The sequence below is a fragment of the Fibrisoma limi BUZ 3 genome (genome assembly GCF_000296815.2).
GTDB classification, from domain to species: domain Bacteria; phylum Bacteroidota; class Bacteroidia; order Cytophagales; family Spirosomataceae; genus Fibrisoma; species Fibrisoma limi.
Genome location: NZ_CAIT01000005.1, coordinates 356,829 through 371,041 on the forward strand (window position 1 = coordinate 356,829; position 14,213 = coordinate 371,041).

Here is a 14,213-nt window from a genome sequence, read left to right on the forward strand (position 1 = left end):
TTAAAGAGGTGTTTATTCGGCCCTCAAACTCTTCACCGGATTCATCAAAGCCGCTTTGATACTCTGGTAGCTCACCGTCAGGAAAGCAACAAGGACGGCCAGCAAACCCGCCAGCCCGAAAAGCCACCACGACAGTTCCTCATGGTAAGCAAACGTACCCAGCCACTGGCTCAAGGCCCACCACGCCAGCGGTACAGCCAGCACAAGCGCGATCAGGACCAGGAGCAGAAAATCTTTGGAGAGTAATCCAACAATGTTGGTAACGCTGGCACCCAGTACTTTCCGCACCCCAATTTCTTTGGTACGTTGTTCGGCCGTGAAAGCCGCTAAGCCAAACAGTCCCAGGCACGAAATTAGAATTGCCAATATGCCAAAGTAGTTGACCAATGTGTTGACCTGCTGCTCACTCCGGTACAGTTTTTCGTATTCTTCATCCAGAAAGTGGTAATTAAACGGATAGTCTGGAGTAAACTTCTTTGAAATGTTAGTCAGATCAGCCAGGGCCTGCTGCGTTTGTCCCGGACGGGTTTTAACCAGTAAGTATTCGACGTTCAACCCGTTGAAACAAAGAATCAGGGGCTTGATTGGCTCATGAAGCGAATGCAGATGAAAGTCTTTCATCACCCCAACAATCCGGCCTTTGCCCATCCAGAACGTCACCTCCTTGCCGACAGGGTCTTTCATGGCTGGAGCCGATTGGGCCATCATTCTGGCGGTTGCCTCGTTAATGATGTAATTGGACGAATCGGCGGGGCTATCGGCCCGGAAGTCGCGCCCGTCGGCCAGTTTAATGTTCATGGTACGGGTAAAATCACTGCCCACAAACATGGCCCAAACCGACGAAGACTGATTCGGGTCCATTCCTGGCCAGCTCAGATCGCCCGATGAACCTTGTACATTCACCGGCAAAGAGCCCGCCGTGGTCACCGATGCGATGGAAGGCTGCCGTAGTATTTCCTGCCGTAGCGCGTTGAACTTCGTTGGTTCGTTGATCCCTTCAATGGGCCAATACAGCACGTTCTCCCGGTCGAGGCCCAGATGCTTCGTGCGTAGATAATTCATCTGCCGACCAACGGCCAGCATGCCTACAATCAGAAAAATGGACATTGAAAACTGAAACACGACCAGCATGCGCCGAAAGAGGGCCGGACCTGCGCCAAATTGCAGCCGGCCTTTCAGGATCTTGATCGGTTGCAGCGATGACAGAAACAGGGCCGGATAACTACCCGAGAAAAAGCCTGTAATCAGCACTAAGCCGCCGAGTAAAAGCCAAAAGTCAGACTGGTTGAAATCGAGGGTTAACTGCTTGTTGAATAAGGTATTGAATGTAGGCAGTACGGATAAAACCAAAACCAGGGCAAGCGCAGCAGCCAGCAAACTGGTGAGTAGGGATTCGCTCAGAAATTGGCCAATCAGCGACGTACGTAAGGCGCCAACTACTTTCCGGACTCCGACCTCCCGCGCTCGTGTTGCCGAGCGGGCGGTGGCCAGGTTCATAAAATTGATGCAGGCAATCAAGAGAATGAACAGGGCTACGATTGCGAAAACCCGGACGTACTCAATGCGGCCACCGGCTGGTTTACCATTCTCGTACTCGCCGTACAGATGCAGGTCCGTGATGGCTTGCAGCGTTGGCCGACCGGTATCGAAATTTTTGCCGGCCCGACGAGGGTAAATGTCCTTCATAGCGGCTTCAGCCTGGGCCAGCGTTACGTGCGGTTTTAGTCGGACAAACGTCTGGAAGGAGTTATTACCCCATGTTTTCATCCAGTTCTCTTCCTGAACTTTCCAGTTAACAAGCCAGTCGAACTGCAACGAGGAATTGGACGGCAGGTTTTCAATCACGGCGCCAACTACGTAAAATTTGTCATTATTGAGTTGCAGCGTTTTCCCCAAAGCCAGTCCATTGGGAAAGAACGTTTCGGCAACTTTTCGAGTAATGACAATCTGGTTGGTTTGCTTCAGAGCCGCTTTGGGATTGCCGTATACGGCAGGCAGATCAAACACACCGAAAAAATCATCGGTAGCGTAATGACCTTTCTCTTTGGCCGCTTTATCGCCTACCTTGATCAGATATTCCGGGCCGTAGTTGATTTTGGTAACAGCCGCCACCTCGGGTACATCCTGCGCGATGGCCTCCTGCAAAGGACCGGGTGTAACCCAGTTTGTTACGGGGACTTCGCCGGTGTTAGGATCAACAAAATTAACCCGCACGAAGGCTATCTTTTCGGCATCGGGCAGGAAGCGGTTGTAACTGAATGCATCCTTCACCCACAGCCCAATCAGCAGGCTGCAGGCCATGCCCAACGCCAGTCCAAAAACGTTGATGAACGAATAGACCTTATTTTTCGCCAGGTTTCGAGAGGCTACTTTAATGTAGTTGCGGATCATAATGGGACTTAGAAAGTAAGGTTGAGAATAATCGCTTTGGGTACGCTGCTGATGCCTGATTCGTCGCTTCAGAAAGTAAGGCCGACAGAACCTGAGCACCTCCAGCGCGTACAATCGTCGGGCTTTGGCTTCACCTAGTTCGGCGGCCTGCTCCGCAAACTGTTCGTGTAAATCGCCCAGTAGTTCTTCCAGCAGATCGGCTGGCAGCACTCGCTTCAGGAGTCGGTCAGCCCAGCGGGGTGGCCGGCGATCGGGTGGAGTGGGATTTGTGGAATGAAGTGCCATAACTTACGACCAGGAAGGGTTAGGAATAGCGTTCCACAGCTCATTACGGACCTCGCGCATGTCGCTCAGTGTTTGCTTACCCGCGGCCGTTATGGTGAACAGGCGTTTACGTCGGCCACCCCGGGCGGCCGTGGCTCCGCCCAGCTCGGAGCGCACGAAGCCCTTTTCCTCTAAACGATACAGCGCTATATGCACCCCACTCAGGCTAATCGTGCGGCTGGTCCGTTGTTTGAGTTCGGCCGCAATCGTGACGCCATAAGCCTGACCTTCCAGAATAGCCACGGTTAGTAAGACCAATTCTTCAAATTCACCTAAGTAGGGTCTGCCCATAGCGACATTGGTATTTGCTTATAATTTGCTAAACAAATGCCCTGCCAGAATCAAAATCAGCTGATTATGAGTGGTTTGTTGCTGGTAGATATTGTTTTGTGTCCAAAAACGGACAGAAATCGTTCGGAGGTGGACAGCTTTCAGAAGCGGTTGCGAAGCCAGGAAAAATAAAAAGCACCACCTTACTGGTGATGCTTTCCAACTGATACCGTATTGCTTATTCCGTCCGCAAACTCTTGACCGGATTCATCAGGGCGGCTTTGATGCTTTGAAAGCTGACCGTCAATAGCGTGATGAGCAGGGCGCCAGCACCCGAAGCCGCAAAAATCCACCACGATAGCTCCGTCCGGTACTCATACTTCTGTAGCCAGTCAGACATGGCGTAGTAAGCCAGGGGCGTAGCCAGTAGAAAAGCGATAAGAACCAGGAAAACAAAATCTTTCGATAACAGAGCCCATAGGTTCAACACCGATGCGCCCAGCACTTTGCGGATGCCGATTTCTTTGGTGCGCTGCTCAGCCATAAAGGAAGCGAGTCCGAACAAGCCTAAGCAGGAGATTACTATAGCCAGGAAGGCAAAAACGGATGCCAGTTTACCAATGCGTTCTTCAGCGGCAAACTTGGCCCCATACTCCTGGTCGGCAAACTTGTAATCAAAGGGAGCCGTTGGGATGAGCCGTTTGAATACCGCTTCAATTTTGGGCAATGCTTCGGCCGCACTTACCTGTGGATTGAGCTTGATGTTTATCCAATTGTAGTTGTCCTCCAGAAAGAAAACGGTCGGTATGGCTGACTCATAGGGCGATAGAGCCACCATATCATTCACTACACCTAAAATGGTGTACGTCTTGGCTTTTCGCCAGCGCGGATTCCAGGTAACGACTGCTCCCACCGGATTAGTCAGCCCCAACAGTTTGGCGAATGATTCGTTAATGACGAAGCCAGCCGAATCGGACGAGAACGCTCGATTAAAGTCTCTTCCCGCTACAAATTGCCAGCCGACCGTTTGGCCGTACTCCGTTGAAACGGGCAACGTACCACAACCGTTTGGACAGGTTATCTCAGTGCCTTTTCGCCAAAAACCGCCATTCCACATGGTTATACCGGTTGTTGAACTCCTTGATTCGGCCACTTCGAAAACCACGCCGGTGTTTTTCAGTTCGCTTCTGAGTAGCGCATGTTTGCCTTTGAAATCAGCCGTTTTCTGCTCTATCAGCAAAAGCCCTGCTTTGTCGTACCCAATGGGTCGGTTTTTAGCGTACTGAATCTGTCGGTATACGACGAACGTACCGGTAATCAACGTTACCGAGACGGTAAACTGGAGCACAATCAGGAGCTTACGCGGGGTAACTGCCAACCGCCTGCTGTTCAGGGTTCCTTTGAGGACTTTAACCGGCTGGAATGACGACAGGTAGAACGCGGGATAGCTGCCTGCTACAAAGCCGGTCAACAGGATGAAGCCCAACCCGGCCATCCAGAAGTAGGGATTTGTCCAGCGAAAGGTTAACTGCTTGGCTGCGATGTTATTAAACCAGGGCAATGACAGATGTATCAACAAGATTGCAACTAGGAAAGCCACGCTCACGACCAGAAACGATTCGCTGAGGAATTGGCCCACTAACTGCCCCCGTAGCGAACCCACTGCCTTCCTGATACCTACTTCTTTCGCTCGTTTCATGGAACGGGCCGTACTTAGGTTCATAAAGTTGATGCAGGCTAACAGCAATACAAATGCGCCAATTAGGCCAATCAACCACACCATCTGTACCGGCCCCTTATCGTCTTCATAGTAGTTGCCGTACAGGTGCCATCGACTCATTGGAAGCAAGGCTATTTGCGGTTGCCGGGCTACCTGTTCCTGCCTGTCTTCTATATGCCTGATCTTGTTCAATTCAATATCCTTAATAATCGCAGATACCTGGGCAAAGTCCACGTTCGGCTGCATTTGGACATAAATAGATAGAAACCAGTTATTCCATTGCTGTTCTTTTACCCAGGGATTGACCGAAGTCCAAAGCTCGAAGGGGGCGAGAAATTTTATCCCGTTGAACTCCGTATTATGGGGAAAGTCTTCGTACACGCCGGTCACTCTGGCGTCCATGTCCGTGTTGATTTTGACGTGTTTACCCATTGGATCAGCATTTCCGAACAGAGCCTGAGCCGTCGATGCCGACAGTAGAATGGAATGAGGATCTTGCAGCCCTGCCCATGTCCCTTTCAGCATCGTTAACGTAAGCATTTCGGGTGCCCCTGCCTCAATAAACCGGCCTGTCTCCGTTAGCTTTGTCTGGTCAGCCGTCAGGATATGCTCATCGGGGTCATTGGCAATCAGAATGTGCTTAAAAAAGCGTTGGTAGCTGGTTTTCAGCTCTGTTGCCAGCGGATAGGGTAGTGATGTATTTGAATAACGTCTCCCATCTTCCCGAATACCGCGCTCCCTAACCTGCGCAATTCGGCCGTAATTCTGGTGATATTTGTTGAAAGACAACTCGTCGTGAATCCACAGGCCAATCAGCATAGCGACAGCCATGCCCACCGCTAGGCCACCGATGTTAATAGCTGAGAAAGCTTTGCTTTTGGTGAGGTTTCGCCAGGCGATTTTAAGATAGTTGCGCAGCATATCAGTATGGCTTGGATTTGGATATTGGTTGGGTTTGCATCTAATAAATCCGGGGCGCACGTAGGCCAGCACCTCGCGCCAGTACGTTCGCCGGGCCGCCCGCTCACCCAGCCGCTGCACCCGCAGGGCGTAGCGTTCGTGAATGTCGCCCAGCACCTCCTCCCGCAGGTGGGGTGCGATGAGCCGGTTGAGTAGGCGGTTGGGCCATTTAGGGGGCGGAGGTGGTTGGTTCGGGTTCATGGTTTGTGGGGCCGGGGGCGAAGGGCTGAGCCTGGTCACCCCAAGCCCCCGGCCCCACACCCTTAGCCAATTACTCGGACCGTAAGCTTTTGACCGGGTCCAATGTAGCCGCTTTGATGCTTTGATAACTGACCGTTAGCAACGTAATGCCCATTGCCCCTGCGCCCGTTACTGCGAAAATCCACCAGGATATATCGGTTCGGTACTCATATTTCTCGAGCCAGTTGCTCAGGAAATACCAGGCAAGGGGCGTGGCGATACTGAAGGCAATGGTGACCAGAACCACAAAATCTTTCGAGAGTAGGCCCCACAAACTGAAGACTGTAGCGCCCAACACTTTCCGGACGCCAATCTCTTTAGTGCGCTGTTCGGCTACAAACGAGGCCAGCCCAAATATGCCCAGGCAACTGATAAAGACGGCGAGTATAGCGAAGACCGAAGCGAGTTTACCAATCCGTTCTTCAGCGGCAAATTTCAGAGCGTATTGCTGATCGGTGAATTTGTAATCGAACGGACTTCCGGGGTTGAATTTTTGAAATACGGTTTCGATTTTAGCCAGCGATTCGGGCGCGCTCTCCTTTGGATTGAGTTTAATGTTAATAACATTCGCCCAGCCATAGTTCAGCATGAAAACCGTCTGGTAAACCGGTTTGAACGGCGAGCCCATCACCATGTCTTTGACAACGCCCAGCACCCGCATGGGTTTGCCATTCCATTTCACGATCATGCCCACGGGTGATCCGGTTTTCAGGTTCATGTACTTCGCTGCCGTTTCGTTCATGACCAGGGCTGCCGAATCAGTGGAGAAAGCCCGGGAAAAATCGCGGCCTTCCTTAAACTGCCAGCCAACCGTTTTTCCAAAGTCGTGAGTAACGGCAATTGTCCCGAATTGGGCATTAAAATTGGGATCTTTTCCTTCCCAGTCGAATCCGATATTTTGTGAATTCAGGTCCGTTGCGGGCGTCGATGAGGTAGACATGTCCACCACCGCACCGGTTCGTAACAGCTCTTCCCGGAGGGCATTATAATGGTTATGCAACTCAGGCGTGTTCATGGCTACCGTAATCAGTCCATTGCGGTCATAGCCAATCGGACGATTTTTGGCGTACTGAATCTGGCGGAAAACCAGAATCGTTCCAATGATGAGCGTAACCGAAACCGTAAACTGGACAACCACCAATACCTTCCGGGGCACACTGGCGAATCGACCTGCCCTGAACGTACCTTTCAGAACTTTAACCGGCTGAAATGAGGACAGGTAAAACGCGGGGTAACTACCGGCTATAAGGCCTGTAAACAGGCTAAATCCGACTACCGAAACCCAAAACACAGGACTATCCCATAAGATACCTACTTGTTTGTCGGCCACTTCATTGAAGAGGGGGAGCGCAAGGATTACCAGGAGCAGCGACAAGGTTAACGCACACGCAACAACCAGTAGCGATTCACTGAAAAACTGACTAATGAGTTGAGAGCGCACCGACCCCACCGCTTTTCGAATACCCACTTCTTTGGCTCGCTTTTCGCTTCGGGCCGTACTCAGATTCATGAAGTTGATGCAGGCCAGCAGCAACACAAACAGGCCAATAAGACCGAAGAGCCAGACATACTGAATGCGTCCTTCCAGGTTTCCCTGTTTATCCCAGCCGGTGAATAAATGCCAGCGACTCATGGGTTGTAAAAATACCTCCGCTTTGTAAGGAGCCGTTTCCGGAACATGCTTGACCCGTAGCCCTTTGATTTTGGCATTAACAGCATCGAAAGTAGCGTTAGGGGCGATCTGAGCCAGTATTTGCCAGGAGTTATTGTTCCATTCCATATTGTCCTGCGCTCGCTTTACCCATGCCTCCGACGACACATATAAAGCCCAGGGAGCTATAAAGGTCATGTCTCTGAACTCGGTGTTATAAGGCAGGTCTTCGTATACACCCGTTACCATTACGTTCAGTTTGTTGTCGATCATTACGATTTTCCCCAGCGGGTTGTCGTTCCCGAAAAGTGCCTGAGCGACAGACTCCGACAGCATAATAGACGCCGGATCTTTTAAGCCCGCCCGTGTGCCCCGCAGCATCTTCAGGGTAAACATATCCGGGGCTTCCGGACTGAGATAACTTCCCTGTTTGGTGAATTTTTTGTCGCCGTAAGCCAGAATATGCTCCCCATTCCAGGACGCCATGACAACGTAGGTGAAGTCGTCGGCGAAATTGGTACGTAATTCATTGCCTAACGGAAGGGGCATATGGCTCCCTGCACCAAACGCCCCTTCAAATGTGGCGCTTTGCATGACCCTGGCAATGCGGTTATAATTCTGGTGGTATTTGTTGAAGGAGAGTTCGTCGTAAATCCACAACCCAATCAACATGGCCACAGCCATACCTACGGCCAGTCCACCAATGTTAATAGCCGAATAGGCCTTGTTCTTGGCAAGATTACGGAGGGCGATTTTGAGATAGTTTCGTAGCATAGTCGTATTAGTTGGTTGAGGGTGTTTTGGTTGTTCCCGACGAATGAAGCGGGGCCGCACATAGGCCAGCACCTCGCGCCAGTACGTTCGCCGGGCCGCCCGCTCACCCAGCCGTTGCACACGCAGGGCGTAGCGCTCGTGGATGTCGCCCAGCACCTCCTCCCGCAGGTGGGGTGCGATGAGCCGGTTGAGTAGGCGGTCAGGCCATTTGGGGGGCGGAGGTGGTTGGTTCGGGTTCATGGTTTGTGGGGCCGGGGGCGAAGGGCTGAGCCTGGTCACCCCAAGCTCCCGGCCCCACGCCCTTAGCCAATTACTCGGACCGTAAGCTTTTTACCGGATTTACAAGGGCCGCTTTGACAGCCTGAAAACTCACTGTCAGCAGTGCCAGGCCTATGGCTGCCGATCCCGCTGCCACAAACAGCCAGCCGCTCAGCGTTGTACGGTAGGCAAAGCCCTGGAGCCAGCCATCCATGAAATACCAGGCCAGTGGACTGGCGATTAACAAGGCGATCAGGATCAATCCCACGATCTCCTGACAAAGCATAACCACAATGCCCGATACCGTAGCCCCTAATACCTTCCGAATGCCGATCTCCCTAGCCCTTCGTTCCGTCGAGAAAACGGCCAGCCCCAGCAGGCCTAAACAAGAGATTAAAACGGTGATCACCATCGCCATATTGGTCAACCGCTCGGTGCGAAGATCGTCCGCATACAGACTAGCAATGCTATCCTCAAGAAACGAATAGGCAAACGGCTTTTCGGGAAAGACCCGCTTCCATTCATCCTCTATTTTGCCCAGGAGCGTCTGCAATTCCCCAGCGGCCATGCCTTTGGCGGCTATTTTGACCGCAATGACCGTCTCTCGGGTGGGGTTGTGTCGGATGACGATTGGCCAACTCGCCTGATGAAACGAGTTCTCATAAAAATCAGCCACCACGCCAGCGATCGGGTAGACCTCGACGGGGCTGGCGACCAACTCTCGACCAATAGCCTGGTTCACATCGGTAAACCCTAAAGCATGCGCACAAGTCTCACTGATCAGCACCTCTCGGGCACTGTCGCCTGGAAGCAGATTTCGGCCCGCCACCAGCTTCATCTCATAAAAAGGGACGTAATCCTGGTTGCCGAAATGAAAAGATAGATCGATTGGTTTCTCCGTGCTGTTTTTCAGACCACCACCGCCGAATCCACTATGCTTCTGGTCCATCGGTGACTTCCACTGCCTGATCACCTGCTCGACACCGGCCAGTTGTCGGATCTTTTCGGTCAATACCGCTAGCTTACCCGTCTCATCTATAGGGGGTAGCCTCGGCTTAGTCTTGTCCGACCCGATCGCTGCGTGATGCATACTATTGTCAGGCGGACCACCGAGCGTGATAATGGCATCTGTTTTGAAACCCAGATCCGCCTGCAGCACGTACCGTAACTGCGAACCAATGACCAGGGATGCTATGATAAACACCAACGATATGGTAAACTGGAAGATGATGAGACCTCGGCGCAGCGTTCCTTTTCCGCTGCCTGTTGCCGCCGTGATTCCTTTCAGGGTCAGTATAGGCTGATAACTCCCCAGCACCTTAGCGGGATAAAACCCCGCCAGCAGGGTTGTCACCGCCGTCGCCAGCAGTAAAAATAATCCGGTAGCACGATCCACCCGAAAATGAACGCCCCCCGGGATCAAGTCGGCGAACCCATTCATCACCGGTCTTATCATCAGTACGGCAAGACCTACGGCGGCTAGAGTCAATACCAGGGATTCGGTAAAAAATTGCCCGGCGATGCCCGACTGGTTACCGCCCAACACCTTTCGAACCCCGATCTCTCGGGCTCGTTGCATGGCTTGCGCGGTCGACAAATTGACAAAATTGATAACGGCAAGAATAAGGATAAATCCTGCCGCTGCCATGAGTGTGTACAAAACCGGTAAACTGGCCTTTCTGCCTGATCCACCATATTCGGGATGGAAATGGCTACCCAACAGCGGTTTCAACTGAGCGGAGAAGTCGGGTTTTGGGCCGTAATGCCGTTTGGCAAAGGCGATAAATTGAGCATCAATCTGGGCAGGTTTTACCTCCTTTGCCAGTTTGATGATGACCTGGCTGGACCGATTTAACTTATCCCAGCTCTCCAGCGTGAACTCTCTTTTCAAAAAACTGGCTGGGATCGTCGCATAGGAGATCCATTGGCTGAAATTAAAATCACTGTTACCCTGCCAATCGGCGACAACCCCGGTTACGGTGACCATCAGCGAATCCTGGTAATAGAGGGTTCGGCCGATGACCCGGTGTGGGTCGAGATCGCCAAAGTATTTTCTGGCTCGTTCGGCGGTAAGCACAACGGCGTTGGGCTGGGACAGGGAAGTGGCGGCATTTCCGCTTAACCATTGGTAGCGAAAAATGTCGAAGTATTGGGGTTCGACGATAGCGATGCTCCCCTCGTAATTAAAGCGCTTTGATTTTCCATTCTGATCGCCGGGTATCGTCACACTGGCACCATAGGTCTGAAAACCGGCCACAGTCTCGAAGCCTGTCATTTCACGGCGCATGGCGGCCGGCATAGGACCGGGTACGCAATTCCAACGCCCACCAAAAACGACCGCATCTACACAATAAATGCGATCAGCGTCGGCATGAAACGTATCAAAACTGAATTCGTAGCGGGTAATCAGATAAATGCCCAGACAGGTACCAATGCCCAATGCTAAGCCTACTACGTTGATGAACGAATAAACCTTGTTGCGGGCTAGTTTGCGAACGGCAATTTTGACATAATTACGTAGCATGTCGGTATTTGTTGGTTTTGGGTAAGCCCGGTACGCCGGAACGTTCGGTTTTCGTTTGATGAACTGAGGCCGCATGTAAGCCAGCACCTCGCGCCAGTACGTTCGCCGGGCTGCCCGCTCACCCAGCCGCTGCACACGCAGGGCGTAGCGCTCGTGGATGTCGCCCAGCACTTCCTCCCGCAGGTGGGGTGCGATGAGCCGGTTGAGTAGGCGGTCAGGCCATTTGGGGGGCGGAGGTGGTTGGTTCGGGTTCATGGTTTGTGGGGCCGGGGGCGAAGGGCTGAGCCTGGTCACCCCAAGCCCCCGGCCCCACGCCCTTAGCCAATTACTCGGACCGTAAACTCTTGACCGGATTTACAAGGGCGGCTTTTATCGCCTGGTAGCTGACGGTCGCTAAGGCAATGAGTATAGACAAGATCCCTGCTACGGTAAACATCCACCATTCCACATCAATGTGGTAAGCAAACTCTTGTAGCCATTGATGAGTAGCCCACCAGGCCAGCGGAAAGGCGATGCCATTGGCAATCAAGACTAACTTCAAAAAATCTTTGGAAAGTAGAGCGGTAAGGTTCAGGACGCTTGCTCCTAGCACTTTCCGAACACCTATTTCTTTAATGCGTTGTTCGGCGGCATAGGTAGCCAACCCGAAGAGGCCCAGGCAGGCAATGAAAATCGTAGCCAGTGCTACCCAGATCAGCAAGGTTTCCCGGCGCTGGTCTTCGGCGTAGAAACGGGCCAGTTGCTCATCCAGAAAGTGATATTCCAACTGGTGCGTAGGATCAATACTGGTCAAAACGTCGTTCATTTTGGCCAAGGTCGCCGGAATATCCCTGCCTTCGATTCGGGCTGTATAATAATCGATCGGAAAGACCGGATTCTGCTGGTAAGCCAACACCAGCGGGGCAATCTTTTCGCGTAAGGATTGAAAGTGAAAATCCTTTACAATACCGACGACCCTTGCGTTAAAAGGCTGGTTAGCCTCGTTGAGTGGGCTATAGCTTCCCCCCATTCCTCGGGCGGGTATCTCAACTTGCTGCGCCGAAGCCTCCCGGATACCGAGTAGTTTAGCGGCTGTTTCGTTTACGATGACGGATGTCGAATCGCTCATTCCGCTAAAATTTCGACCGTTCAGCAACTGTACTTCAAAGGTCCTGGCGAAGTTCTCGTCGGCTCCAATCAGGTAAGCGATTTTGTGTTCGTCGGTATTTCCCTCGGGCCTGATTTTGACCGTAGAAATTGTCTTCCACTCGCCTGGTACTCGCGAGGTCGCCGATACGTTTTTGACGGTTGGAATCCGGCTAAATTCGGTTTTGATCGTTTCGGCACCACTCCGAATTTTGCCACTGTTGATGTCGATTACCACCAATAGCTCTTTGTTGAAGCCCAGATCCTTGTTGTTGGCAAATCGAACTTGCTGGAAAAGCACGATGGTGGCGATCATCATGACGACCGAAATTGTAAACTGGAACACGACCAATCCTTTCCGCAGTGACAGATCGCCTTTGTTTTGCAGTTTAAGATTCTTCAGCAGCAAGAGGGGACTAAAACGAGACAGTAAGAAGGCGGGATAACTGCCCGATAACAAGGCCGTGATAATCAGGGCGACAAAGGTGTATAGCCAAATTCGATAATCACTAAAAATGCCTAACGAGAGTTCTTTATCGGTGAATTCATTAAAGGCAGGAAGCAGTAGATTGACCAATACCACGGCCAGCAGAAAAGAAATAGCCGTTACCACCAGCGATTCGGTCAGGAACTGATGGATGAGATGGCTCTGAAACGCGCCACTGGCTTTACGAACACCAATTTCCTTCGACCGGTTGGAAGCCCGGGCTGTGGCGAGGTTCATGTAATTAATGCAGGCAATGAGCAAGACAAACAAGGCCACAACCGCAAAGATTTTGATGTAAAGCAAAACCCCCTGGCTCATCGCTTCTACGTTACCGTTTCTGGCGCCATCCTCAATGTTTTCGGAGTATAAGTGCATGTCAGCCAGGGGTTGAAGTGAATACCTCACTGAATGCCCGGCCTCCCGTTTCAGATTGATATTGAGCAGGTTGTTAATCTTCTGAGCCGCGACTTCCGGATTGGCCTGTTGCTTCAATAGGAAAAACGTCAGGAAATTTTGGTCATCCCAATTAGCTATCCATTGAGCAAAGTCGTCGCTGTTGACGATGGTCGCTTCCGAGATGATCGAATTGAAGGTAAAACTTGAATTGCGGGGATGACTTTTCAGGACGGCCGTAATCTTCAGCGGTTTATCGGGCATGAATTCAACGATGACGGTTTTGCCAACAACCTGCGTGGTGTTGAAAAGCCGTTGCGCTAACTCCTCGACGATGACAATCGTATTTGGTTCGTTTAACCCCGACTTGCTGTCGCCGTCAAGGGCTTCAAAATCGAACATCTCCAACAGCCCTGAGCTACCGAAAGCGATTGTTTCCTGAAATGTATTCTTATTGTCCGGGTTTGAGAGATTTGCCCTTCCAACCCGGTTAATCCGGGCCGAGTTTTCGATTTCGGCAATCTGTTTTTTGGATTCTTCGGCCACTTTGTAGCTCGATGCCGCCATCGTCAGATCTTCGGTAGGCGTTTTTTTATGCTGGATAGCCCGGTAAATCCGGTTTGTTCGGCTGTGTTGCTGATCAAACGTTAGTTCATCGAAGAGGTACAATCCGATCAGTAAAAAACAAGTGACACCGAAGGTCAGACCGGCCACGTTGAGGCCCGTGTACAGCTTGTGTCGGCTCAGGGTTCGAAAAGCAATTTTGAAGTGGTTGCGTAGCATGTCGGTATTTGTTGGTTTTGGGTAAGCCCGGTACGCCGAAACGTTCGGCTGGCGTTTGATGAATCGAGGTCGTACATAGGCCAGCACCTCGCGCCAGTAGGTTCGCCGGGTTGCCCGCTCACCCAATCGTTGCACCCGCAGGGCGTAGCGCTCGTGGATGTCGCCCAGCACCTCCTCCCGCAGGTGCGGAGCCACCAGCCAGTTGAGCAGCTTGTCGGGCCAATTAGGCGGTTGCGGGGTCGGTAATGGGTTCATAGCGTAGGGCTTGAGGCCGGGGGCGCAGGGCGTGGTGACCTGGGCTTACCCTAAGCCC

At 51.9% G+C, this 14,213-nt stretch carries 6 protein-coding genes; all 6 read right to left on the reverse strand.

Annotation, left to right across the window (positions count from 1 at the left end; translation table 11 throughout):
* Positions 1-12: 12 nt before the first annotated feature.
* Entirely contained in the window at positions 13-2,676 is a 2,664-nt protein-coding gene (locus tag BN8_RS06405) for an ABC transporter permease (RefSeq protein ID WP_009281000.1), read from the reverse strand.
* Positions 2,677-2,679: 3 nt separating this feature from the next.
* Positions 2,680-3,006 (reverse strand): PadR family transcriptional regulator, encoded by a 327-nt coding sequence (locus BN8_RS06410; RefSeq protein WP_009281001.1) that lies wholly within the window; start codon positions 3,004-3,006, stop codon positions 2,680-2,682.
* Positions 3,007-3,223: 217 nt separating this feature from the next.
* Positions 3,224-5,866 (reverse strand): ABC transporter permease, encoded by a 2,643-nt coding sequence (locus BN8_RS06415; RefSeq protein WP_009281003.1) that lies wholly within the window; start codon positions 5,864-5,866, stop codon positions 3,224-3,226.
* A 70-nt stretch (positions 5,867-5,936) separates the two neighbouring features.
* On the reverse strand, positions 5,937-8,570 hold the full coding sequence (locus BN8_RS06420) for an ABC transporter permease (RefSeq protein ID WP_009281004.1): 2,634 nt from the start codon (positions 8,568-8,570) through the stop codon (positions 5,937-5,939).
* 70 nt (positions 8,571-8,640) lie between these two features.
* Entirely contained in the window at positions 8,641-11,367 is a 2,727-nt protein-coding gene (locus tag BN8_RS06425; RefSeq protein ID WP_009281005.1) for an ABC transporter permease, read from the reverse strand.
* A 70-nt stretch (positions 11,368-11,437) separates the two neighbouring features.
* Positions 11,438-14,155, reverse strand: a complete 2,718-nt coding sequence (locus BN8_RS06430) for an ABC transporter permease (protein WP_009281006.1) — start codon at positions 14,153-14,155, stop codon at positions 11,438-11,440.
* Between the last annotated feature and the right edge of the window lie 58 nt (positions 14,156-14,213).

What these genes read in the sequence shown, in the direction of transcription:
- BN8_RS06405 (WP_009281000.1), bottom strand. Translation starts at nt 2,676, where the DNA reads ATGGCACTTCATTCCACAAATCCCACTCCACCCGATCGCCGGCCACCC.
- BN8_RS06410 (WP_009281001.1), bottom strand. Translation starts at nt 3,006, where the DNA reads ATGGGCAGACCCTACTTAGGTGAATTTGAAGAATTGGTCTTACTAACC.
- BN8_RS06415 (WP_009281003.1), bottom strand. Translation starts at nt 5,866, where the DNA reads ATGAACCCGAACCAACCACCTCCGCCCCCTAAATGGCCCAACCGCCTA.
- BN8_RS06420 (WP_009281004.1), bottom strand. Translation starts at nt 8,570, where the DNA reads ATGAACCCGAACCAACCACCTCCGCCCCCCAAATGGCCTGACCGCCTA.
- BN8_RS06425 (WP_009281005.1), bottom strand. Translation starts at nt 11,367, where the DNA reads ATGAACCCGAACCAACCACCTCCGCCCCCCAAATGGCCTGACCGCCTA.
- BN8_RS06430 (WP_009281006.1), bottom strand. Translation starts at nt 14,155, where the DNA reads ATGAACCCATTACCGACCCCGCAACCGCCTAATTGGCCCGACAAGCTG.